We start from the raw sequence: 23,361 nt of genomic DNA, 5'->3' as shown, positions 1-23,361 counted from the left end.
CTCATGACTAAACCCCAGATAAATTTACAAGATGCCTTTCTGAATCAAGTTAGAAAGGAAAATATCCCTGTTACCATTTTCCTTATTAATGGTTTTCAATTAAAAGGAATGGTTAAGGGTTTTGATAATTTTACTGTTATTTTGGAAAGTGACGGGAAGCAACTGATGGTATACAAACATGCCATTTCTACCATTAGCCCGCTTCGTCCTGTTAATACCTCCTTTTCGGAAAATAAACCGATATAATCAGGCCCAATTGCCCCTCCTGATGGAGGGGCTTCTTGATTTTTGGTCACTATTGCAACCTCCGAGCGTATAATGATAACGAGTTATATTTGCCCGGAGGTGCTTCCATGGTCAAAATTAGTATGTGGAAATATCCGCCTAGGTTTGAACCGCCAAAGCAGGTTGGTATGATAAAAAAACCTTCTTTACCAACCAGGCAATCAGTCCAACAGGAGAAATCACAGTTACTGGAAGAAATAGACCGCAAAGCGACCCAAGAGATTTTGGGAGAATTGGACCAGTTAATCGGCCTTGATAGTGTTAAAAAACTAGTTAGGGAAATTCAAGCCTTTGTGGAGATTCAAAGGCTTAGACAAAAAGAAAAGTTAATTTTTGAACCCATGGTACTGCATATGATTTTCAAGGGTAATCCTGGTACAGGAAAAACCACTGTGGCCAGGATTATTGGTCGACTCTTTAAAGAAATGGCCGTTTTGCCGAAGGGACATCTAATTGAGGTTGAGCGGGCTGACTTGGTTGGTGAATACATCGGTCATACGGCGGCGAAAACCCGTGATCAAATAAAAAAAGCCATCGGCGGTATTCTTTTTATTGATGAAGCCTACTCATTAGCCAGAGGCGGCGAAAAGGATTTCGGCAAGGAAGCCATTGATTCTATGGTAACAAGTATGGAAAACAATAAGGATAATTTAATTATTATCCTGGCGGGTTATCAAGATGAAATGGACTACTTTATGGAAACCAATCCCGGTTTGCGTTCACGTTTCCCAATACATATTACCTTCCCAGACTATTCCATTGATCAACTAATGGATATTGCTGACCTTATGTTAAAACAGCGCCAATATGTATTGGCTCCAATGGCCAGGGAGGAATTATATAAGATTGTTGCGCAGCAGACTCGTAAACACGAGCATAGTGGCAATGCCAGGTTAGTTCGTAACTTAATAGAGAGGGCCATGCGAATGCAGGCTGTTCGATTAATAGCAAGAAAAAAAATAACCAGGCAGGACCTAATGGCTATCAATAAAGAAGACTTGACAGAGGCTCTGGAGGGAATATAATACCTTCAGGGCCTAAATCTAATTGACAAAACGGAGGAATTATGCATCTAGATATTTTGGACAAGTTAGCCAATGAAGTAGAAATGGAAGTACAGTCTGTATATCGAGAAATTGAAGCCAGAGCAATGACCAATCATCAGAGGGTACTGAAGGGTTTTCATCTGGCCAAGACTTCCGACTACCATTTGCGGGGAACAACTGGCTATGGTTATAACGATACTGGCCGTGAGGCCCTGGAAAAAATATATGCCCATATTTTCGGAGCCGAAGCAGCACTGGTAAGGGGCCAAATTGTCTCAGGGACCCACGCCATAGCCATTGCCTTGTTTGGTATGTTAAGACCTGGCGATGAGTTGTTGGCGGTACAAGGATCACCCTATGATACCCTGGAGGAAATTATTGGTAAAAGGGGTAATGCACCGGGTTCGCTAAAAGATCTAGGGATTAGTTACAATCAGGTAGAACTGACACCGGAGGGAACGCTGGATTGGGAAGGTATCGAAGCAGCATTAAACCCCCGAACAAGAGTTATGCTTGTTCAAAGGTCCAGGGGTTATGCCTGGCGCCCTTCCTTAACTATGGCAGAACTTCAAAAGCTAATCAATTATATCAAAAAACGCGCTCCCCAGGTTTATGTATTTGTTGATAATTGTTACGGAGAATTAGTGGAAACGCTGGAACCCACGGCCATAGGAGCTGATTTAATTGCCGGTTCTCTAATGAAAAACCCCGGAGGGGGATTAGCTCCAACCGGCGGGTATGTTGCGGGTCGTAAAGATTTGGTGGAACGGGCCGCGAATCGTTGGACAGCACCCGGTATTGGGGCTGAGGTTGGTCCATCCCTTGGGCATCAAGGACTGCTGTTTCAAGGGATCTTTCTTGCTCCCCATATTGTTGCCGAGGCACTAAAGGGAGCAGTATTTGCGGCTAGGCTATTTGAACGGTTAGGATTTAAGGTCTCTCCGGCCTATGATGAACAAAGATCAGATATTATTCAAGCCATTGCATTGGAATCCCCGGAGAGATTAGTGGCCTTCTGCAGAGGAATTCAAGGAGCCTCCCCGGTGGATGCTCATGCTTTGCCGGAACCAGACTATATGCCTGGTTATGAAGACGATGTTATCATGGCTGCAGGAACCTTTGTACAAGGTGCATCCTTGGAATTAACTGCGGACGCACCGTTACGGCAGCCCTATGCGGTATATCTGCAAGGTGGTCTGTCAAAGGAATATGTACGGATTGGGGTTATTAACGCAGCCAAAAATGTTTTAAAAATAAAATAGAAGTTACTATTTAAAAAACCGTTAACGGAAAAAATGAACCGTTAACGGTTTTTTAATAATAAAATAGAATGCATCATAATATTATAAGGCATACGTTTACATCTTTAGTTTGTTTATCATTCTTTTTTTGCTAAATGTACCCATTGGTATTTCTCTGGCTACCTCAGCTATTGTTGTGCTGGCTCTTACTATGGACTTTAGCCTTTATATGATTATACAACGAATGTTTGCAGCCTTATTATCACCTACTTTAATGGCTATCCCTGCCTTTGTTTTTGCTGGCGTTTTAATGTCCCGGGGAGGTATTGCCAAATATCTGATTAATTTCTTGCGGGCTTGGTTAGGTCATTTGCCCGGTGGCCTAGCGGTGGTGACTATCCTTGCCTGTGCTGTATTCGCAGCCATTTATGGCTCCAGTCCTGCCACAGCTGCTGCCATTGGAGCCATTATGATTCCGGCCATGATTGATAATGGCTATCCGAAACGCTATGCCATGGGCTTAGTAGCAGTGGGTGGTACACTGGGAATCTTGATTCCGCCAAGTGTCACCATGGTGGTATTTGGTGTTGTGGCAGAAGAATCCATTGGCAAGCTGTTTATGGGAGGGTTATTACCAGGTATTTTAATGGCAATGGTACTATTAACTTCAGCAGTTATAACCGCAAAGAGAAATGGTTTTGGTCGTGGTCCCAAGGCCCCTTGGGAAGAACGATGGAAAACTACCATCAAGGCTTTGCCCGGAGGGTTTTTACCTATTTTTATACTTGGCAGCATCTACCTAGGTGTTGTAACGCCCACCGAAGCCGCCGTACTTTCGGTTTTTTACACCATTGCTGTATCGTCCTTTATATATAAAGAATTGCATATAAAAGATATTCGGTCTATCTTTGTGGATCCATAAATATTTCCTCAATGATCTTTTTAATAATTGCTGTAGCTATGATTTTTGCTTTTTTCCTTACCACTAATCAGGTTCCTAACTCGGTAGCTGATTGGATTGCGGAAAATGATCTTAATAAATACTTGTTTTTTTTCTCTACAAACCTGATGTTCTTTATCATGGGAACATTCCTTGAAGCTGTATCCATCACCTTGATAACCTTACCTATTCTATTACCTATGATTCATCAGTTGGGTATTGACCCTATTCAATTTGCCGTTGTCATGACGGTTAATATGGAATTAGCCATGATAACCCCACCGGTGGGCCTTAACTTATTTGTGGTTAGTGCCATGGCGAAGGATAGATTGGAAAATGTAGTGAAGGGAGTATTACCTTTTATTATACTTATGATTATAATGCTCATTACTTTTGTTATCTGGCCGGATATTTCACTATATGTCCCAAGGGTTTTAATGAAATAACTGGTAGTTGGGTATATAATAAGGTAAGACAGTGGTCTTACCTTATTTTGTTATGGAGGGATTTAACAATTGAAAGAATACAGGGTTTTATCTCCGACTGCCATTCTTGGTTATGGTTTTCCTGAGGAATCCTTTAAGGCGGGATTAGATCGCAAGCCACATTTAATTGCAGTTGATGCAGGGTCCACGGACCCTGGCCCTTACTATTTAGGAGCTGGTGTTTCCTTTACCGATCGAGCTGCCGTTAAACGAGATTTAGAGTTGATGATTGAAGCTGGCATAGAAAGAGACATCCCTGTCGTCATTGGAACAGCGGGTGGTTGTGGTGCAGAAGCACATCTACAATGGAATTTGGAAATAATTTTAGAACTGGCCAAGGAAAGGAAATGGAACTTTCCCCTGGGAATTATTCATGCAGAGCTAAGTAAGAACTTTGTGTTAGAGGAATTTAAAGCTAATAAAATATCGCCGTTGCACCCTGCCCCTGACCTAACTGAAGAGGAAATCATAGCTACAGAAAGAATTGTGGGACAGATGGGGCCGGAAGCAGTGATGGCAGTATTAGAAAAGGGTGCAAAGGTCGTCCTGGCAGGTCGAGCCTATGATCCGTCTGTATTTAGCGCTTCGGCCATCATGGCTGGCTTTGATAAAGGTCTAGCTATACATATGGGTAAGATTTTAGAATGCGGTGCCATTGCCGCCTTGCCTGGGAGCGGCAGTGATTGTTTGCTGGGAACCCTAAGAGAGGATTGCTTTATTGTTGAACCTTTAAACCCTAATCGGTGTTGTACAACTACTTCAGTGGCTGCCCATACCCTTTATGAGAAAACAAATCCCTATATCTTGCCGGGGCCTGGCGGGGTATTGGATCTTCGGGGGACGACTTTTATACAGGAAAATGAAAAAGCTGTAAGGGTAGCGGGAAGTAAATTTGTCCCCAGTGAGTCTTATACAATTAAACTGGAAGGGGCAAAGCGGGTAGGTTTCCGCACAGTTTCCATAGCAGGTTGTCGGGACCCCATTATGATTGGACAAATTGATACAATTGTTGAAGCTGTGAGGGAACGTGTTAAGGATAATTTCAAACGTTACGGGTATGAATATTTCCTACATTTTAATATTTATGGTAAAAATGGTGTGATGGGTAATCTTGAACCCTTGGCTTCTGGTGCTTCTCATGAATTGGGGGTTGTCATAGATGCCGTGGCAGAGACCCAAGAAATTGCCAATACTATTTGCAGCTTTGCTCGCTCTACCATGCTTCATTATGGTTATCCCGGCCGGGTAGCTACCGCTGGCAACTTAGCATTCCCCTATTCTCCGTCGGATTTTAAGGCTGGGGCTGTATATAACTTTAATATTTATCATTTACTTTATGTTGATAACCCCGTTACGCTTTTTCCATCTGAAATTATTCAAACAGGGGAGGAAGGATAATGTCAAAAGTGAAGCTACCACAACTGGCCACAGTTATTAGAAGTAAGAATTCTGGTCCCTATGAATTGACTCTGGATGTTATTTTTAAAGATCAAGAGTCCTATGAAGCAGCCTGTAAAGCCAGGGTTATCAATAAAACCACCATTGCAGAACTCTACGGTATTCAGGAAGATGATGTCATTGGCATTGTCGAATTTTCTCCGGCTAATGCCATAAAGGCTACCATTGTAAGGCCATATCCTTCGGGTGCGCTGGGGGAAACCGATGTTTATGGCGCACAACAACATGCACCTTTGTTAGATTTGGAAGTGGAATTAAATTAAAGCCATACCAGTTTCGGCAAAATCTACAAAATTTCGAGGTTTGTCCCAATTCTATTAGAAAATCGAAAAAATCCTTGTGATTTACAGCGATTTAGCAAATTTACAAATTTAGTTTATAGACTTTATAATAAGTTGTAAATACAACATTTTATAATGAGAGGAGATAAACCTTTGTTTTGTAATGATGATCAACCTATGTTTAACATAGGAGTTATTGCCGAACTTTTAAAGGTGCATCCGGAAACCCTGCGTATTTGGGAAAAACATGGTCTGGTTGAGCCATCTCGTCGTAACAAACAGCGTTTATACAGCAATAACGACGTTAAGAGACTGCAGTTTATTCATTTCCTTATTAATGAAAAGGGATTGAATATTGCTGGGGTACTTCAAATTATTAGTATGTATCCTTGCTGGAGCACAAAGCATTGTGCAGGGGGCAATCAATCTAAGGATGAAAAGGTTAACATCAATAAACCTTGCTGGAAAGAACAAGGTACCTATTGTTATGTGATAGAGGACAAGGCCGATCAGTGTAGTGCCTGCCCGCATTATAATAGAGATTGTGTTCAGTAAATATAAAAAGGTCGCTATGCGACCTTTTTATATTTTTCTCATTAATCCAACCACTTTGCCAAGTATTTTGACTTCCTGAACATAGATAGGTGATAACAAACTGTTTTCAGGCTGTAACCTTATTCTGTTTTTCTCTTTATAAAATCTTTTCACCGTGGCTTCATCTTCCAGGAGGGCTACGGCAATATCCCCATTGCTTACCGATTCTTGTCTACGCACCAGGACAAGATCTCCGGGCAAAATACCCGCTTCGATCATACTGTCGCCGCGCACGGATAGCATAAAGAATTCCCCGTAACCAGTAAAACTCCTGGGCAGGGTTACTTTTTCATCATAGTTTTCCACCGCCAGGAGAGGAACGCCTGCCGCTACTTCTCCCAATAAAGGTATACTAATTAATTCCTCGTCAGAATATCTTGAAAGCTCTGAAGTTAGGGGGTGACTGGAAGGATTTTTCGACAACTCCGACATAATCACTTCAATGGCCCGGGGCTTTGTTGGATCTCTCCTTAGATAACCTTTTTGCTCCAACCTTTTTAAATAAGAATGAACAGTAGAACTAGATGAAAGACCCACAGCTTCGCCTATTTCTCTAACTGATGGAGGATAACCCTTCAGCTTTACGTTTTCTATGATTACATTTAAAACTTCTTCTTCTCGGGCGTTTAACAAAGGGTTCACAACCTTTCGTGTCAAACAAAATAATGATATATAATTTGGTATATTATAACACCTTTCAAGAATATGCGCAAAACATTTGTTCGAACTATTGAAACAAAGAAGGTTTTCCATTTTGCTAGTCGAATAGGCTCTAGGGGGGGAGGAAATCTTTTGGTAGGTTAGTAGATTATATTTAAAAGAATTAGATATACTTTATTGCAAATGCCCAGAATATATTAAAAATTAGAAGGCTTTTTTAGATAAAAAATTGAAGTTGCATTTGGCATATACATTGCTATATGTGTTATAAAAATATTAAGAATCTTAACAGGGAGGTTGCTTATCATTAGGACAATAGACTGTGAAGTAATTATATCTGAAGTAGCCCGCTTATGCCAGGAAGCTAACTTCAAGTTGGAGGACGATGTTGTTCAATCCTTTAAATGTTCCTATGAAACTGAAGTTTCACAAAGTGGTAAAGAAATCCTGAATCTACTTATTGAAAATGCTGCCATAGCAGCTAACGAATCCATCCCTATGTGTCAGGATACAGGGGTTGCGGTGGTGTTTCTAGAATTAGGACAGGATACGCATATTATCAACGGCAATTTATATAAAGCTATTAATGAAGGTGTACGTAAGGGTTACCAAGAGGGTTATCTAAGAAAATCAATGGTTGCGCACCCGCTGGAAAGGGTTAATACCGGGGATAATACCCCTGCTGTTATACATACCAGGATTGTACCAGGGGACCAAGTTAAGATAACCGTTGCACCCAAGGGTGGGGGCAGTGAAAATATGAGTGCCTTAAAAATGCTAAAACCAGCCGAAGGGGTAGAAGGAGTAAAGAATTTTATCCTTGAAACAGTCGAAAATGCAGGTCCCAACCCCTGTCCGCCACTGATTGTGGGAGTTGGGATCGGCGGGACAATGGAAAAATGCGCACTGCTGGCAAAGGAGGCTTTATTGCGATCCGTTGGGGAACCTCATCCTATGCCGGATATAGCAGAGTTGGAGCAAGAATTACTGGGTAAAATAAACAACTTGGGAATAGGGCCTTCTGGCCTAGGTGGGAGAACCACCGCTTTGGCCGTCCATATTGAAATATTTGGTTCTCACATTGCTAGTTTACCTGTAGCAGTTAACCTTAATTGCCATGCTGCAAGACATAAATCTGTTGTTATTTAGGAGGATATGATGACAAAAGTTCATATATCAACACCCCTTGTGGAGGATGTTGTGAAAAGCCTTTGTATCGGTCAACAAGTCTTAATCAGTGGGGTGATTTACACAGGGCGGGATGCAGCTCATAAAAGGCTAGTGCAACTGATGGATGAAGGGAAAGAACTACCCTTTGATTTGAAGGGACAGATTATTTATTATGTGGGTCCCTCACCGGCGCCTCCGGGTAGAGTAATTGGTTCTGCTGGGCCTACCACCGCAGGGCGAATGGATGCCTATGCACCCCGCTTGATAGAGCGGGGACTTAAGGGAATGATTGGTAAAGGTGCCAGGACAGAAAATGTAACCAATGCCATGAAGAAACATGGAGCTGTATACTTTGCTGCCATTGGTGGAGCGGCTGCCCTTATTTCAAGAAGTGTGCAAGAGGCAGAAATTGTTGCTTATTCAGACTTAGGTCCAGAGGCTATCTATCGGTTAGTGGTAAAAGACTTTCCGGCTATTGTTGTTAATGATGCCTTTGGTGGAGATTTATATCAAGAAGGTAGAAAAATATATGCGATAGAGTAAACAAAGGTTTACTCTATCGCATTCCTTTCCCAATGTAAAAACACGAAACAAATCCTATTGTTGGCCGAAGCGAAAATAGTAAACCCTGATAGTTATTTTATTTTCCGAGTAAGCTGCCAAAAGTAGTGAGCCTTGTATACATGTTCACCATTGCTATTTCCCTAATACCTGCGGGAAAATTGTGGTATAATTTCCCTGGAAGTTTATGATGAAGGGGTTGATGTTGTTAGTGGGTGCAGTGCAGACAGATGATAATAAACTGGCCAAATATCACTTCTTTGTTCGAAAACTTCACTCCTTTTTAGGAGTCTTTCCAATCAGTATTTTTCTTATTGAACACCTAATCACGAATTCATTGGCGACCATAAGCCCAAGAATGTTTAACACAGCAGTGAGCTATATGCAAAGCATTCCTTACTTAGCTGCAATAGAAATTCTATTTATTGCCCTTCCTCTTACCTTGCATGCATTGTACGGATTATATATTGTTTATGTTGCAGAGAATAATACTTTTCGCTACCCCTATCTAAGAAATTGGATGTTTTACCTGCAAAGGGGATCTGCATTGGTAACTTTAGTATTTATATTGATTCATGTTTGGCATTTGCGAGTGGCCCATTCTTTATATGGACTAGATATAAATTTTTTATCGGTGCAAAATCAAATGGCAGATCCCCTGTGGTTAACCTTTTATATTATAGGCTTACTGACAACTACCTTTCATTTTGCCAATGGACTTTGGAATTTTTCTGTTAGCTGGGGAATTGTGGTAGGGGAGCACGCCCAGAATTTTTTATGGAAGTTGTGTATGCTATTCTTTATCTTTTCTTCTATCCTAGGTATCGCAGCAATTCGGGCCTTTATCCAGTAATTCAGGAGGTTTCATGATGCAAAATAAAATCATTGTGGTTGGCGGTGGTCTGGCTGGTTTAATGGCAACCATAAAAGCTGCGGAGATGGGTGTGAAGGTTCGGCTGTTTTCTTTGGTTCCGGTTAAAAGATCCCACTCGGTGTGTGCCCAGGGTGGAATCAACGGAGCTGTAAACACCAAAGGCGAAGGCGATTCTCCCTGGATACATTTTGATGACACAATTTACGGCGGGGACTTTCTGGCCAACCAACTCCAAGTAAAAAATATGTGTGAGGCAGCCCCGGCAATTATTAATTTAATGGATCGGATGGGTGTTATGTTTAATCGAACTCCCGAAGGTTTATTAGATTTTAGAAGGTTTGGTGGCAGTAAACATCACAGGACAGCCTTTGCTGGGGCTACTACTGGACAACAATTATTATATGCCCTTGATGAACAGGTTCGACATTGGGAAGTGGCTGGCTTTGTAGAAAAATATGAAGGCTGGGATCTTTTATCCATCGTTATGGATAGTGAAAACATTTGCCGAGGCATAGTAGCCCAAGATCTAAAAAGCATGAAAGTCCAGTCTTTTTCAGGTGATGCTGTGATTCTGGCCACTGGTGGTTGTGGCATTGTGTATGGTAAGAGTACCAATTCCACCATTAATACAGGGGCTGCTGCCAGTGCAGTTTATCAGCAGGGGGTCTACTATGCCAATGGCGAAATGATCCAAATTCACCCCACCGCTATCCCTGGGGATGACAAACTGAGATTAATGAGTGAATCGGCCCGGGGCGAAGGGGGGCGTCTGTGGACCATTAAGGATGGCAAGCCGTGGTACTTCCTGGAGGAATGGTACCCTGCCTATGGCAACTTGGTTCCGCGGGATATTGCAACCCGGGCAATTTATAGGGTATGCTATGAGTTGAAACTTGGTATTGAAGGAAAAAACATGGTTTATCTGGATGTTTCACACGTTGAGCGAGAAATATTGGATAAAAAACTAGCAGGTATTCTGGAGATTTATGAACGTTTTGTGGGGGATGACCCACGAAAAGTTCCTATGAGAATCTTTCCAGCGGTTCATTACTCCATGGGCGGTCTTTGGGTGGACTATGATCAAATGACAAATATTACCGGTTTGTTTGCCTGTGGTGAGTGTGAATATCAGTACCATGGTGCAAACCGCCTTGGCGCTAATTCATTATTATCAGCAATTTATGGCGGAATGGTTGCCGGACCCAATGCAGTAAAGTACCTTCATTCTCTGAAAAGGACAGCACAGGATGTTAGCCAAAGTATATTTACACAAGAAGAAAAGCGTCAACAAGCTTGGGTAGAGAAAACTTATAAAATGGATGGTACAGAGAATGTTTATAAACTGCATGAAGAGTTAGGGGAATGGATGACAGAAAACGTTACAGTGGTACGATACAATAAAAAGCTTCAAGAAACAGATCAAAAAATACAGGAACTCATTGCAAGATGGCATCGAATAAAATTAACGGATAAGAGCATCTGGGCGAATCAAGAAGTGACTTTTGTTCGGCATTTGTGGCATATGCTGCAGTTGTCCAGGGTTATTACGCTGGGGGCGCTGGCTCGCAATGAAAGCAGGGGAGCCCATTATAAACCGGAATTTCCAGATCGTGATGACCAAAACTGGTTAAAAACAACCAAGGCAAAATATACTTTCAATGGTCCAGAATTAACCTATGAAGATATAGATACTTCGCTTATTAAGCCAAGGCCGCGGAGATATGATGTTGATAAAGGGGCGTTGAATAAATGAGTAAAATGGTGTCCTTAAAGATTAAACGTCAGTCTGATGTATCCACAGCGGCTTATTGGGAAGAATTTATGATTCCATATAAAGAAAAAATGAATGTTATATCTCTTTTAAAGGAGATTCAAAAGAACCCAGTGAATGCCAAGGGAGAAGCAACAACACCCGTGGTTTGGGAGTGCAACTGTTTAGAAGAAGTATGCGGCGCTTGTACCATGCTTATTAATGGAAAAGCACGGCAGGCATGTTCGGCTCTGGTTGACCAGCTTCAGCAACCCATTGTATTAGAACCCTTAAGTAAATTCCCCCTTGTGCGTGATTTAATGGTTGATCGTTCTATTATGTTTGATCATTTAAAGAAGGTTAAGGCATGGATTCCCATTGATGGAACATACGACCTTGGTCCGGGACTCCGTATGGCTCAAAGGGTTCAGGAAGACTCCTACCCCATTTCCCGCTGCATGACCTGTGGCTGTTGTTTGGAAGCTTGCCCCAATGTTAATAGCAAATCAAAATTTATTGGACCAGCTCCGTTGGCCCAAGTTAAACTGTTTAACTCTCACCCCACTGGTGCCATGAACCAAGAAGAAAGACTGGATGCCATCATGGGAGTGGGTGGTATCACAGACTGTGGGAATGCACAGAATTGTGTAAAGGTATGTCCTAAACAAATCCCGCTGGCTAAAACCATTGCGCAACTAAATAGAGATACAACAATACATGGTATAAAAAGATGGTTAGGCAGGTAAATAATAGAATAAAAGGATTTTAAGTTCACTATCCTATGTGAAATTATTCAATACAGGAGGAGTAGCAAGATGAAAAGGAAGAAAATTACTATTGTGGGTGCAGGGAATGTAGGGGCAACCTGTGCTCATTGGGCTGCGGCAAAGGAATTAGGAGATATCGTACTTATCGATGTGGCTGAAGGGATACCCCAGGGAAAAGCGCTGGACTTAATGGAAGCAGCTCCAGTGGAAGGGTATGACAGCGTGATAATAGGTACCAATGATTATGCAGATACCGCTGATTCCGATGTTGTTGTGATTACCGCCGGAGTAGCTCGAAAACCGGGCATGAGTCGGGACGATTTATTGAATATCAATGCCGGAATTGTAAGAAAGGTCACTGAAGAAATTGTTAAGTATTCTCCCAATGCCTATCTACTGATAGTGACAAACCCTGTGGATGTAAGCGCATATATCGCTTATAAAGCCAGTGGCTTTTCAGCAAACCGCGTTTTTGGTTTATCCGGGGTTCTTGATTCAGCTCGTTTTCGCACTTTCATAGCCAGAGAATTAAATGTTTCCTTTGAAGATGTAATATCCTTTGTTTTAGGTGGTCATGGTGATGATATGGTTCCCATGGTTCGCTACACCTATGTGGGCGGTATCCCCGTTGAAAAACTGATTCCCACTGATCGTTTAGAAGCAATGGTAGAACGGGCCAGGAAGGGCGGGGCGGAAATCGTTAACTATCTAAAGACTGGAAGTGCCTATTATGCTCCCAGTGCATCGGTTATGCAAATGGCAGAGTGTATTCTAAAAGATAAGAAGCGCATTCTTCCTGTTTCTGCTTTCTTACAAGGAGAGTACGGCGAATCAGATGTTTTCTCTGGTGTGCCGGCTATCATAGGCGGCGATGGTGTGGAGAAGATTATTGAGCTTGATCTGGACGATGAGGAAATGGCTGCCCTTAGAAAATCCATTAATTCTGTAAGAAACAATATTTCTAAATTAGGATGATAAAAAACGTTAGGTTTCTAAACGCTTGAGTCTAACTCAACCTATATAAAGACAGTTCGAGGAATTACTATTAATTTAACCGATTTAAGAAATAACGAATTAAATAGGTCGCTTAACTCAAAACCTGTGCTTCTGTACAGGTTTTTTGCTCATAATTGGAGTTAGCTCATATAATAATACCTATTAATACGAATAACTGATATAATGTTAAGTGTTGTGTGAAAATATTACCATAGGAGCGGCAAGCACCGAATGTCTAACAAAACCTCTGATATTGTCAAAACATTGCCCGGTATATTCTTAATGTTTACCATTGCGGTAATTGCTATGGGTGGAGAAGATCTTGGTATTCCCTGGCAAGGGTTGGAAACATACTTTAAAACAAATCCTTATATAACTAATACATTTATAAAGGCTGTACCTTTGAATTACATCCTTTTATGTATTCTATTGGGAATTATCATCGGGAACTTGATCAATATCCCTAAGTGGATCATGGCAGGAGTGACAACATCTCGCCTGTTTATCAAAGTAGGGGTTATTTTACTGGGTTCACTTTATAGTTTTAGGGATGTGGCCCAATTGGGAGGAACGGCCATATTTCTTGTTCTAACCTTTGTTATCATGACCCTAACTGTTACATTATGGCTGGGCAAAAGAGCCAATATGGATCCTGCCTCAGCTGCCGTTTTAGCCGCAGGGACATCTGTTTGTGGGGTGTCTGCCATTGTAGCTACAGCCCCTGCAGTGAGGGCGAGGACTACGGATGTTGTCTTTTCTATTGCAACAATTCTTAGCTTTGGTGTTGTTTCTATTTTTTTATTTCCTGTCGTTGGCAAGCTGTTAAATTTAAGCGCTCATCAGTTTGGCGTATGGTCAGGAACAGGAATACTAAGTTCTGGCCAAGTTTTGGCAGTGTGTCTAATCTTTGACCCGGGGACGGCCCATCATGCCTCAGTAAGTTTAAAGACTGGGGAAATTTATAACTTGGCACGAGTCCTTTTCTTACCCTTCGTTGTACTTGCTTTAGCAGCAATGACCAGTCGTTCAGTTGAATTATTGGATGATCACATAACCATTCATACCGGACTGTGGAGTAAATTCCCACTGTTTGTTTTGGGTTTTTTAATTATGGTCTTTCTTACTTCCTTCGGCCTGTTGGGGCAGGTATCACCACCATCGCCGGAGTTAATAACCATCCGTAAATTGTATAACTGGTTTTTTGCCATTGGCTTGACTGGCTTAGGCATGCAAATATCCTTTTCTGAGTTAAAAAAAGCAGGAGGAAAGCCATTAATAGTAGGGTCTTTAGCTGCCCTGCTAAAGGCCATACTGGCACTTGCTTTTGTTCTAATGTTTATTCCAGAGAAACCTTAGCTGAGGTGGTTCGATGAATAATAGGAAGAAGCCAAGGGATAAAGAACCAAAACTGTTTTCATTGTTTGTCACAGAGAGAATGGAGGATTATGCAGTATTGTCGCTGGCCTTTCTAATTTTAATCATTGTGTTAATGGTTCATCAATAAAAAGTTAAAACCCCTTACCGCCACAGGTAAGGGGTTTTAACTTTTTATTCCGTAAGAATAATCACCAGGGTGCCAAGGTAGATGCCATCATCGTCATAGATGGGTGAAATTTCATAAATGCGGTTGTTAGACAATTGAATCCGCTTGGAAAGTCCAGAGTCTATATTGTTATAAATAATTTTTGCTAATTCCCGGTCTACGACTTCTATGCTTGTACCAGGTAACAAATTATTGATATAACATTTTGCCATTAGATTGGCCAGTATGACGTCGTGATGTTTATTAATAAAAACAATTCCCTGTGGCAGAGATTCCACAAGTGTATTTAATACATTACTATCAATGCTTTCGTTTTCTTCATTAGTTCGAATAACTGACAATGAGCCTAGAATTTTATTGTTTTTAATAATGGGGGAGTGGATCGCCTTTAATAGTTTATCTTGAAAAAGCACAGAAAAAGTAAAGGATTTATCCTGTTGGCCGGAAGTATCTCCAGCATTGCCAAGAATTTCCTTTAACATTACGTTGCGTAAAGTGTTTTTGCGATCGGCAAAGATATGGTGGGCGGCTTCATTGGCAAAGATGATCCTCCCGGCATTATTGGCGATAATGACACCTTCGTTAATTTGATTAAAGATAGCAAAATCAATATTCTCAAAATAGGTTTTAGCTGTATTTACTCCCCAAAATTCCACCAGTAGTTCGTAAAGGCAAATGTATAAAGCAAACACCAGAAAGAGGATGGTGATGGCTCTAAAAAACTCAAAATTTGTAGATTTAAAAAAGACTATTACTTGCCAATTCTCATCTGACTTATTTGAAGAAACATTATATCTGCTTTTGTCTGCATAGAAGGTCTCTGCACTTCGATCAAAGGACTTTAAGTCAATATCATCAAAGGGCCATATCACCGTATTGCCTAAGGAATCAAATACAGCTATTTTATAGTTTGGACTTAAGAATTCCTCTAAAAGTTCATTTCTATATTGATCAATTCTAAATTCAATAACCATGACAAGGTTCTTGAACTCAACCTTCTTTCCCAAAGGGATTGCTAAACTAATCACATCGTACTTTGCCTCATCTTTATAGATCCCAGATAATATGACATCAAATAGGTGTAAGCCCGATGACTTAATGACAAGTTGCCGAATTTGCTCATTGGATAAACTATTGTTGGTAGACTTTAAAACCTTCCCGTTGTTTTCAAAGATGTATAAGTTAGTTATGCGAGAATCCATTAACAACAAATTATTGAGGTTAAAATTGTGTAATGAACTTTCATTTTCAAATTTGTTTGCTGCATTAACAGTAATGGATTTTAAGTTATCAATGTACAGATTGGTTTTGTTGATAGCTATTTGTTTTATCCCTGTTTCAAACTGGGTTAGAACTTTATTGGTATGCCGAAATTCCATTAAGGCAAATAATATAAACACACTTACCAAAAAAACAGACAATAATGTTTGAAATACTGGTTTATAATAAGTAGGATTTTTCATGTTTTTCTCCACCGAAAGCTACTTTATAATACCCTTTTTTGCGGCGATTGTCAGGGCCTCTTGCACTGAATGGACATTTAATTTAGAGAAAATATCCTTTAGTCTTCTTCTAAAGGTAGAAAGACTAATAAATAGATCGGATGCTATTTCTTTTTGGTTTTTGCCACTGGTTAGTAACTGCAAAAGCTGAATCTCCTTTTCCGATAGACCGGAATCCGATAAATTAAGCAGAGTATCTGCATTTAGTCCAGGATAAAGATAAGACCCGCCCCTAAAAGTCATTAAAACTGCCGACTTTATCTCATCAAAAAATGCATACTTCGGAACAAAACCCCGTACACCACATTCCATTGCTTTTTTAATAAATATAGGATCATCGTAGGTTGTGAGAGCCACATGCCTTATATGGGGATATTGTTTCTTAATAACAGTTACTAAATCTAAACCATCTCCATCCGGCAGACCAATATCCATCAAAATGACGTCGACCTGGTTTGATATTTTGGTCATTGCTTCCTGACAGGAGCCGGCCTCGGCCACGACCTTCATATTTTCTTCTAGCTCTAGCAGCTTTTTTAAACCTTCCCGGAAGACATTATGGTCTTCAATCAGCATTATTTTGATTTTCTCCATCATTTTGGCCTCCTGATAGAATAGGAACACTTAAGGTGACACAAAATCCTGTCTCGCAGAAACCAAATACAATATCTCCCCCCATTAGGTTTGCACGTTCTTTCATACCCCAAAGGCCTTTTCCTGCCACAAAGTCACCTTCTGTACCGCCATTATCCATGATTTCAATTTTTAATGTGTCGTGCTCTTTTGTAAAATTAATATCGACTTCAGATGCCCTGGCATGTTTAACTATGTTACTCAGTGCTTCCTGAATAATACGATAAATGATAATTTCGTCTTTCTTTTTGAGCTTGAGGGCCCGGTCATGATAAAAAATGTACACTTTAATATTATTTAACTTTTCAAAGGTATTAATATAGGATTCCAAAGCGGAAATCAGTCCAACTTTATCAATAAGGTAAGGGTGAATATCATTCATGATCCCCCTCATTTCAATGGCTGCATTTTGACAATGGTTTCGGAGATCATTAAGATTATGCATCAATTGATCCCCCTTCAAATTGCCGTTTTTATGCAAACGAAGATTATAATCGAGGGAATGGATAATGGTTGACATATAGCGAGCAATCCAATCATGTATTTCTATGGATATCCTTTTTCTTTCCTTTTCCAAAGTGTCTAATAAAAGTGGCTTACCATTTTGTCTGCTGGCACATCTAGAAACCATCATGACACCAATAAAACGATTAAATAAATTAATAGAAATATAATCCACGGTTAAGTCAATGGATCTGCCATCGTTTTTGAAGGTAACCTTATTTTTTAATGATTCTTTTTGATGCATCAGGGAGTGAAATAATGGTTGAATTACATTTTGTAGCCGTGGAAAAAGCTTAGGAAATTGTTGAACATTTTTGCTAACGACATTTTCAGGTAGTAAACCAAATAAATCCTGTGCTGATTTATTAACATATTTTACATTTCCAATACTATCGATAAACATAACCGCATCGTTGGAATACTCTGCTAACTCACTTGTATAAACACATTTAGTTAAAGAAGGCTTAAACATTAAATATAAAAGGTAAGGTAAAAGTAGTAGTGAAGAGAAAAGAATAAACAGCAACAGGATAATTTTATTATCAATATTTAAAATTGTGTTATGAAAGTACTTACTTATCTGGTTGTCATTATCCTTTTTAATACTGTTTAGTTTATTTATTATTTCATTGGTTAACTCCTTATTTCTCGTATATAAATATTCGGTATTAGCCCGAGAGAAATTATTGGTTTGCAATACCTGAATGACTTCGAGAGAAGCAAAGGACATGTAGGACTTGCTTAACTCCATTAATTGTAATACATCCTGATTTTTCGATAGGGTAGGAGAATTATATAATTCTGTTTGCTTTTTAACAATGTATGAACTCTCCCTATAATAATTTTCTAAATACTTATGATCTCTCAATACAATATAATCTTGAAGATTGGTAGCCATAGCATCAATATCCAAAAATAATTCATCAAAGGTTGTCAATTGTTTTTGGAATGACTGTATTTTATCAATTTGTCCATAGGTATCACTAAATTTCTTAAATAAAAAAACGGAATTTAAAAAAGTAATTGCCAGCAAAAGCACAAAAACATTTAACAATTTTTTATTGATAGTCATGTATTCACCACGATTATTTTTATTAAATCTGTAAAGCTAAGATATAAAGATGTGTTTTCGACATAAGTTTGTGAAAATCCTTGTTATTGTGAATATTATCTTGGATAGGGGTTAGACAAACAAGTTGCCTTTATTGTCAATGGGATGACATAGATATTGCAATGGCAATGACACAAAAATACTCACTCATATGACACAAAAGTGTCATATGAGTGAGTTGTAGTTTTCAATAATGGCAAGATGCATTGACCAAAGCAGTTAGGGAAAATATGATGAATATAAATTAATTAGCTAACAAAAAAGAAGAATAATAATGTGGAAAGTAATATTAGTAACAATGTAATCTTCAAAAGTCCAGGATAGGTGGTTATAGTGTGATTCATAAAAGAGTAGATAGGATTGAAAGAAAAGAGAAACTTATAAAATGGTATGGTTGGATAGTTATTCTTATTCTTTGTATGACGCCCTTAGTTATTGTCTTATTACCTAAGTTAATGCTTAACGTAGGAAGAATAAACAAAATCTTAAGGGAATCCATTGTTTCGGAAACTACTAAAATTAGAGGTGATGTTGCTAATATTACATGGAACAAACATGCTGATGGTGATCTTGGGTGTATAGAAGGGGATATTGAATTACAAACAAACGGCCATACCCCGATTCTTTGTAAATTTAAAAAATACGTAGGACCAAAACACAATCAAACAATAGTTGTCAATAAAACAGATAAATTGCTACTAACAGGAACCTACGAGGATAACGTTTTTTTAATTAGAAAGCTTGAGAATCAATCCAATCAATATGTATACACGACGGAACCTCAGGTTTCGGTGTATTAACCATTGAGTTTATACGAAAGGAGGCGCTGTAAAGCCATTTAGTGTGGATAATCAGTAATAAACAATATTTAAATGGAGGTGCTTTTACTTGGCCCAAACAGAAATTAGCCAAGCACAAAGTCAGAGCGTTGGTGCTCAAATAGCAAAGGCAATCCCGGGTTTAATTCTGGTAGCAATACTTGCCATTGTTGCCATGTGGGGAGAAGGATACCTTAAGACAAACCACAAAGTTTTTTACGAGGTGACCCTTTTAAACCACATCTTATTAGCCATTCTTTTCGGTATGATCATTCGTAATACTATTGGAGTCCCTTCGGTATTGGAGCCGGGTCTAAAATACTCCACCATTTTAACGAAAACAGGTATTGTTATTATGGGTACCAAATACACCTTAGCTTCATTGGTTAAGGTAGGTTCAGTAAGTATGGCCTTTATTACTATTACATTATTTGCAACAGTTATACTGACCTTTTGGCTACGTAAGCGTTTTGAAATGACAGATTCTTTAGCAGGTTGCTTGGCGGCTGGCTTTTCAATCTGCGGTGTGTCCGCCACTGTAGCCACTGGCCCGGCTGTAAAGGCGAAGGGTCAAGAAATGGCTTACACCATTGCCACCATCTTAATCTTTGGTTTGATAGCTTTATTCACCTTTCCTGCTTTGGGTAAAATGATGGGATTAACCGAAAATCAGTTTGGAGCTTGGGTGGGTGTAGGTATCGTTAACTCTGCACAGGTATTGGCAGCTGGCATGGCCTATGGTCATGATGCAGGTTTGATGGCAGGTATCTATAATATGGGGCGTGTTGTACTGTTGCCCTTTGTTGTACTCTATGTTGTAATGCAGGTTCTGAAAAATGACAGCAAAGCTGCCAACAACATTAACAAAACACAGTTTGTTTTAGACAAATTCCCCATGTTTATCTTAGCCTTTCTAATTGCTGTACTTGCTAACACAGCAGGTTTCTTTAGTAAAGAAGAAATAAAAATTGCTAAAGAGATGATGGATTGGTGCTTTGCTTTAGGTTTTGCCAGCATTGGTTTGACCACTAAATTCTCAGATATGAAAGCAGCTGGTAAGGATGGCATTATCTTAGGATTTATCGTTGGTGCAGCTAAGGCTGTCTTTGCACTACTGGTCGTAAAATACTTTTTACCCTTTTAGTTAACTCATAAAGAAAAAAGCGGAGGCGTTACAGTATGTCTGAAAACAATAGTTCTGCAATGGAAGCACAAAGAGCAGCTGACATCAAAGTTAGAAAACAGGATTATATGGTTATTATTTTAGGAATCTTCTTGATCGTCGTGGCCAAGGTTGTTGCATAGCAAAATCTTAGTGGCAGGGTAGAGTCTAAAAGGATTCTTACCCTGTCATACTACTATAAAGGAAAAAATGGGGTAATCTTATGTTTAAACATATTCTGTTAGCCGTACATGGTGATGAAAAAAGTGGCTTTTTAGAAAAAGTATTGGAATTCTGTAAGGACATAAAGCCAGAGATAACTCTAATGCATGTGGTGGAAACTAACTTGGCCCATTATGGTTATGTAGATCAGTTGGCAAGCGGCATTTCAAAGGATCAATTCATCAATTATATTTATCGTATGGCAAATGAGAAACAAGAAGAGATTATTTCTCATTTTGAGAAAAAGGTTAGGGAGATGGAAATTGGTTTTCAATGGAAGGTGAAGGAAGGTAAGCCACATAAAGAGATTTTACAAGAATTAAACGAGGGGAGTTATGATTTATTAATTCTTGGAACAAAGCCAAAGGCACCGGGTAATACCTCCAGTAAAGTAAAAGAGAGTGTTTTGAGGGATTTAGCCACGTCAGTTTTGGTTATTAAATAATAGAAAAAATGACAAAACCTAGGGGTCAAACTTTCAAACCAGCTATTGTCCCCACTTGTTTCCAAAGGAGAATGTGTTAAAATATTCACAAGGCTTTGGAAACGGGGGGGCGGCTATGTTAAAGTTTACCGATCCCACAATGAGGGAGTTCTTATCCTATTTAAGCAATGTATTGCCATGTTTGCTGCTATTTTTATTATTTTATTGTATTGTCCATTGCTATAATTTTGATAGTTTGATTATTCTAATTCCAATATCCCTGAGTATTTTCGTGTTATATACATTTTTTTGTGATCCACCAAAGGACTAATTATATATAATAAATCGTTAAGTCACCATCCCGCAGGGGTGGTTTTGGTTTTTTTAAGACAAGAAAAAGCCACATCAAATGTGGCTAAAAGGAATTGATTTGTAAGTAACCGTCCTCGTCAAGAAGAACCACGATATTCTTCATGGTTCGATCAATAATTCTACTCATATTTCCTATTTTTATCGTAACACCATCGAAGGCTTGATTAATTTTTATTTTTTTATCTTTGGATCCAATAACCACAGACTTTGTGCCCATTTCTGATCCGATTTGTTGAATAAAAATATCATCATGGGCCTGTATGATACCTCCTCGTACAATACCGTCGATGTGTACACTACCCTCAGCTAGGATATGGGTGTTAAAACAGCCACCGGTTACTATAACATCACCAGAGCTCTTGATGACTGAATTCAGGGCAACCTTAATATGGATTTCACTACGGCTTGTCACCTGACTCTCAATATAGTAGTAGAAGTTATTTAAATCTGTTAGCAGGGCTTGATATTCCAGAGAACTTTTAAAATTTAAAATATTTATGCCGGTAAGGTTTACTAATGCTTTTTCTAATAGTGTTCCGTAGGTTCCCAGTAGTTTTAAATCCACTTCCTTTAGCTTTTTACTTACCTTATCAATAATTGTGCCAAAATTGGTGAATTTCTTTTCAATGAGTAACATGAGAATATTGCCAAAGAGAATCTTATTGTTAGTAGGCAGTTTCTCTAACATCAAGTTAGCTGAGATTAGGAGGTCCTCAAGGGTTTTTAATAATTCAGAGAGAAGTGGCTTGATGGCATTGCATATGACAATAAAACCACCACTGATAATTTCTGAATTAACAATATTTCCCTTGATGGTTACATTGCCACCAGCGGTAATTTTACACCTGGTAACAATGTTGGAAATGGTAATATTGCCACTGGCACTTACATTCATATCAGTTTCCACTGAACCCATTATGTTAACATTGCCTTTAAACCGGATGTTACCTGTTTTAACATCCACGTCGCCGGACAAATTTAAAACGGGGTCAACGGAGATAGTCCAGTTATTATGGGATTTTTGAACACGTGGAAGACCTTCAATATTAGCGATTGCCCTTAAACCATTGTCTACGATCTCCACACCAGGTCCGGCAAGGAGGGTTATTCTTTTGGCTTCCCGGGCCTTATAGATCTGATTCGTTACCGTAGTTCCTGGAGTTCCTTCTTTACCAATTATTTTTTGGGCCAGTGTTTCCCCTGCGTTTACAGAAGGAATACTATGCATTTCTTTAAAATCGATAGTATCCAGTGCATTTGATAAGTCTGAGTCAATTTTATGCTCAAATAGGAGTTCTACATCATCATCAATAGTTTCACCAGGGGCCAGACCTTGGGCCACCAATAGAAGCCCTTCTAACTGTTGAGTTATGATATCTTCTAGGGCTTGGAGATCAATGCCGAATGAAATATGATTTTGATTTAATAGATTTATAATTGTATCCTTAGTTTCTCGAAAAATACGTTGTTTTGTCTGACGGGCCTGGAGCACTAAGTTTGTACTTGGAGGACAATCAATTAGTTCGTAACTTTTCAAACATTCATTTTTGATCTCAAGGAAAGCGGACATCCTATCAGGAGAAAGCTGAACTTTAATAAACCCTTGGTCGGTATAGCTCAAAGGTATGGTTTCTAGATGGTCTTCCTGGGATACTTCAACGGAATCAGAGACAGGAAGACTATTGATAAGAAGCTGAATCTCCTTACATGTGGTAATGGTAGCCTTACTGGCGCCTTCTTGGGGATTTCTAACAATAATCTTGCCAGATGATACCCAGGCCATACCAGAGCCAGAACCGATAGGGATGGGGGATGACTTGGGTACATGCTGATCCCCAGTATTTTTAGCTTTCATATTACATACCCCCTAGTAATTTATGAAAGTCCAGAACATGAAACAGGATTGTGAAAACCGTCATATAGGTTGGTAATAGTATCCTTAGCTCTGAAGTTACTAGCTTT

The 23,361-nt window shown here is 39.5% G+C and carries 23 protein-coding genes and 1 pseudogene; 19 read left to right on the top strand and 5 right to left on the bottom strand.

The window, feature by feature from the left end; translation table 11 throughout:
• Window positions 1–3: 3 nt before the first annotated feature.
• The 7 genes and pseudogenes from hfq (at window position 4) to DRED_RS10020 (ending at window position 6,291) form a co-directional block, all read left to right on the top strand.
• Complete coding sequence (gene hfq / locus DRED_RS10050) at window positions 4–246, top strand: RNA chaperone Hfq (protein ID WP_011878215.1); 243 nt, start codon at window positions 4–6, stop codon at window positions 244–246.
• A 107-nt stretch (window positions 247–353) separates the two neighbouring features.
• A complete protein-coding gene (locus tag DRED_RS10045) occupies window positions 354–1,310 on the top strand; it encodes an AAA family ATPase (RefSeq protein ID WP_011878214.1) in 957 nt (318 codons plus the stop codon).
• Between the two features lie 41 nt (window positions 1,311–1,351).
• Entirely contained in the window at window positions 1,352–2,593 is a 1,242-nt protein-coding gene (locus tag DRED_RS10040; protein ID WP_011878213.1) for a methionine gamma-lyase family protein, read from the top strand.
• 100 nt (window positions 2,594–2,693) lie between these two features.
• Window positions 2,694–3,958 (top strand): annotated as a pseudogene (locus DRED_RS19780) (TRAP transporter large permease).
• Between the two features lie 69 nt (window positions 3,959–4,027).
• The gene (locus tag DRED_RS10030; RefSeq protein WP_011878212.1) at window positions 4,028–5,395 is read left to right on the top strand and encodes an acyclic terpene utilization AtuA family protein; all 1,368 of its coding nucleotides are present in this window, start codon (window positions 4,028–4,030) and stop codon (window positions 5,393–5,395) included.
• Complete coding sequence (locus tag DRED_RS10025; protein ID WP_011878211.1) at window positions 5,395–5,718, top strand: DUF4387 domain-containing protein; 324 nt, start codon at window positions 5,395–5,397, stop codon at window positions 5,716–5,718. Before DRED_RS10030 ends, DRED_RS10025 begins: the two co-directional genes overlap by 1 nt.
• A 171-nt stretch (window positions 5,719–5,889) precedes the next feature.
• Complete coding sequence (locus DRED_RS10020; protein WP_011878210.1) at window positions 5,890–6,291, top strand: MerR family transcriptional regulator; 402 nt, start codon at window positions 5,890–5,892, stop codon at window positions 6,289–6,291.
• Window positions 6,292–6,318: 27 nt separating this feature from the next.
• On the opposite strand, the gene lexA is transcribed toward DRED_RS10020, so the two are convergent.
• The gene (gene lexA, locus DRED_RS10015; protein ID WP_011878209.1) at window positions 6,319–6,963 is read right to left on the bottom strand and encodes a transcriptional repressor LexA; all 645 of its coding nucleotides are present in this window, start codon (window positions 6,961–6,963) and stop codon (window positions 6,319–6,321) included.
• Window positions 6,964–7,287: 324 nt separating this feature from the next.
• Between lexA and DRED_RS10010 the strand changes: the two genes are divergently transcribed.
• From DRED_RS10010 to DRED_RS19565, 8 genes are all read left to right on the top strand, one after another.
• Window positions 7,288–8,139: a fumarate hydratase gene (locus DRED_RS10010; RefSeq protein ID WP_011878208.1), complete on the top strand. Its 852-nt coding sequence runs from the start codon at window positions 7,288–7,290 to the stop codon at window positions 8,137–8,139.
• Window positions 8,140–8,148: 9 nt separating this feature from the next.
• Window positions 8,149–8,703, top strand: a complete 555-nt coding sequence (locus DRED_RS10005) for a Fe-S-containing hydro-lyase (RefSeq protein WP_011878207.1) — start codon at window positions 8,149–8,151, stop codon at window positions 8,701–8,703.
• A 205-nt stretch (window positions 8,704–8,908) separates the two neighbouring features.
• Complete coding sequence (locus tag DRED_RS10000) at window positions 8,909–9,574, top strand: succinate dehydrogenase cytochrome b558 subunit (protein WP_238442492.1); 666 nt, start codon at window positions 8,909–8,911, stop codon at window positions 9,572–9,574.
• 16 nt (window positions 9,575–9,590) lie between these two features.
• Window positions 9,591–11,348 carry a succinate dehydrogenase flavoprotein subunit gene (gene sdhA, locus DRED_RS09995; RefSeq protein ID WP_011878205.1) on the top strand — a complete coding sequence of 586 codons (1,758 nt, stop codon included), beginning with the start codon at window positions 9,591–9,593 and terminating at the stop codon, window positions 11,346–11,348.
• Window positions 11,345–12,091 (top strand): succinate dehydrogenase iron-sulfur subunit, encoded by a 747-nt coding sequence (gene sdhB, locus DRED_RS09990; protein WP_011878204.1) that lies wholly within the window; start codon window positions 11,345–11,347, stop codon window positions 12,089–12,091. The genes sdhA and sdhB overlap by 4 nt, the downstream gene beginning before the upstream one ends.
• Before the next feature lie 69 nt (window positions 12,092–12,160).
• Complete coding sequence (mdh, locus tag DRED_RS09985; RefSeq protein ID WP_011878203.1) at window positions 12,161–13,087, top strand: malate dehydrogenase; 927 nt, start codon at window positions 12,161–12,163, stop codon at window positions 13,085–13,087.
• A 252-nt stretch (window positions 13,088–13,339) separates the two neighbouring features.
• Window positions 13,340–14,464: a YeiH family protein gene (locus DRED_RS09980; RefSeq protein ID WP_011878202.1), complete on the top strand. Its 1,125-nt coding sequence runs from the start codon at window positions 13,340–13,342 to the stop codon at window positions 14,462–14,464.
• Between the two features lie 13 nt (window positions 14,465–14,477).
• Window positions 14,478–14,612, top strand: coding sequence for a hypothetical protein (locus tag DRED_RS19565; protein WP_274376886.1), 135 nt, complete (start codon window positions 14,478–14,480; stop codon window positions 14,610–14,612).
• A gap of 44 nt (window positions 14,613–14,656) precedes the next feature.
• Here DRED_RS19565 and DRED_RS09975 read toward each other — a convergent pair whose 3' ends face one another.
• From DRED_RS09975 to DRED_RS09965, 3 genes are read right to left on the bottom strand one after another with little or no spacing between them, the layout of a single operon-like run.
• Window positions 14,657–16,114: a PAS domain-containing protein gene (locus DRED_RS09975; RefSeq protein ID WP_011878201.1), complete on the bottom strand. Its 1,458-nt coding sequence runs from the start codon at window positions 16,112–16,114 to the stop codon at window positions 14,657–14,659.
• An 18-nt stretch (window positions 16,115–16,132) separates the two neighbouring features.
• On the bottom strand, window positions 16,133–16,747 hold the full coding sequence (locus DRED_RS09970) for a response regulator (RefSeq protein ID WP_041274571.1): 615 nt from the start codon (window positions 16,745–16,747) through the stop codon (window positions 16,133–16,135).
• Window positions 16,719–18,362 (bottom strand): ATP-binding protein, encoded by a 1,644-nt coding sequence (locus tag DRED_RS09965; protein ID WP_011878199.1) that lies wholly within the window; start codon window positions 18,360–18,362, stop codon window positions 16,719–16,721. Before DRED_RS09965 ends, DRED_RS09970 begins: the two co-directional genes overlap by 29 nt.
• Window positions 18,363–18,736: 374 nt before the next feature.
• On the opposite strand from DRED_RS09965, the gene DRED_RS09960 reads away from it, so the two are divergent.
• From DRED_RS09960 to DRED_RS09950, 4 genes are all read left to right on the top strand, one after another.
• Window positions 18,737–19,201 (top strand): hypothetical protein, encoded by a 465-nt coding sequence (locus DRED_RS09960; RefSeq protein WP_011878198.1) that lies wholly within the window; start codon window positions 18,737–18,739, stop codon window positions 19,199–19,201.
• Window positions 19,202–19,289: 88 nt separating this feature from the next.
• On the top strand, window positions 19,290–20,363 hold the full coding sequence (locus DRED_RS09955) for a YeiH family protein (protein ID WP_011878197.1): 1,074 nt from the start codon (window positions 19,290–19,292) through the stop codon (window positions 20,361–20,363).
• A 35-nt stretch (window positions 20,364–20,398) separates the two neighbouring features.
• Window positions 20,399–20,524 (top strand): hypothetical protein, encoded by a 126-nt coding sequence (locus tag DRED_RS19560; RefSeq protein ID WP_274376885.1) that lies wholly within the window; start codon window positions 20,399–20,401, stop codon window positions 20,522–20,524.
• Window positions 20,525–20,604: 80 nt separating this feature from the next.
• Window positions 20,605–21,048, top strand: a complete 444-nt coding sequence (locus tag DRED_RS09950; protein WP_011878196.1) for a universal stress protein — start codon at window positions 20,605–20,607, stop codon at window positions 21,046–21,048.
• Between the two features lie 394 nt (window positions 21,049–21,442).
• Here the strand turns inward: DRED_RS09950 and DRED_RS09945 are convergent, their stop codons facing one another.
• Window positions 21,443–23,254, bottom strand: a complete 1,812-nt coding sequence (locus DRED_RS09945; RefSeq protein WP_011878195.1) for a DUF342 domain-containing protein — start codon at window positions 23,252–23,254, stop codon at window positions 21,443–21,445.
• Window positions 23,255–23,361: the final 107 nt, after the last annotated feature.

Origin of the sequence: Desulforamulus reducens MI-1 (assembly GCF_000016165.1) — a bacterium.
Taxonomy (GTDB): Bacteria; Bacillota; Desulfotomaculia; order Desulfotomaculales; family Desulfotomaculaceae; genus Desulfotomaculum; species Desulfotomaculum reducens.
The sequence above is the reverse complement of the archived record's forward strand: the minus strand, read 5'-3'. Positions and strand labels throughout refer to the sequence as shown.

Coding starts and splice junctions, on each gene's coding strand:
- hfq (WP_011878215.1), top strand. CDS start 4: ATGACTAAACCCCAGATAAATTTACAAGATGCCTTTCTGAATCAAGTT.
- DRED_RS10045 (WP_011878214.1), top strand. CDS start 354: ATGGTCAAAATTAGTATGTGGAAATATCCGCCTAGGTTTGAACCGCCA.
- DRED_RS10040 (WP_011878213.1), top strand. CDS start 1,352: ATGCATCTAGATATTTTGGACAAGTTAGCCAATGAAGTAGAAATGGAA.
- DRED_RS10025 (WP_011878211.1), top strand. CDS start 5,395: ATGTCAAAAGTGAAGCTACCACAACTGGCCACAGTTATTAGAAGTAAG.
- DRED_RS10005 (WP_011878207.1), top strand. CDS start 8,149: ATGACAAAAGTTCATATATCAACACCCCTTGTGGAGGATGTTGTGAAA.
- DRED_RS10000 (WP_238442492.1), top strand. CDS start 8,909: ATGATGAAGGGGTTGATGTTGTTAGTGGGTGCAGTGCAGACAGATGAT.
- sdhA (WP_011878205.1), top strand. CDS start 9,591: ATGCAAAATAAAATCATTGTGGTTGGCGGTGGTCTGGCTGGTTTAATG.
- sdhB (WP_011878204.1), top strand. CDS start 11,345: ATGAGTAAAATGGTGTCCTTAAAGATTAAACGTCAGTCTGATGTATCC.
- mdh (WP_011878203.1), top strand. CDS start 12,161: ATGAAAAGGAAGAAAATTACTATTGTGGGTGCAGGGAATGTAGGGGCA.
- DRED_RS09980 (WP_011878202.1), top strand. CDS start 13,340: ATGTCTAACAAAACCTCTGATATTGTCAAAACATTGCCCGGTATATTC.
- DRED_RS19565 (WP_274376886.1), top strand. CDS start 14,478: ATGAATAATAGGAAGAAGCCAAGGGATAAAGAACCAAAACTGTTTTCA.
- DRED_RS09975 (WP_011878201.1), bottom strand. CDS start 16,114: ATGAAAAATCCTACTTATTATAAACCAGTATTTCAAACATTATTGTCT.
- DRED_RS09970 (WP_041274571.1), bottom strand. CDS start 16,747: ATGGAGAAAATCAAAATAATGCTGATTGAAGACCATAATGTCTTCCGG.
- DRED_RS09965 (WP_011878199.1), bottom strand. CDS start 18,362: ATGACTATCAATAAAAAATTGTTAAATGTTTTTGTGCTTTTGCTGGCA.
- DRED_RS19560 (WP_274376885.1), top strand. CDS start 20,399: ATGTCTGAAAACAATAGTTCTGCAATGGAAGCACAAAGAGCAGCTGAC.
- DRED_RS09950 (WP_011878196.1), top strand. CDS start 20,605: ATGTTTAAACATATTCTGTTAGCCGTACATGGTGATGAAAAAAGTGGC.
- DRED_RS09945 (WP_011878195.1), bottom strand. CDS start 23,254: ATGAAAGCTAAAAATACTGGGGATCAGCATGTACCCAAGTCATCCCCC.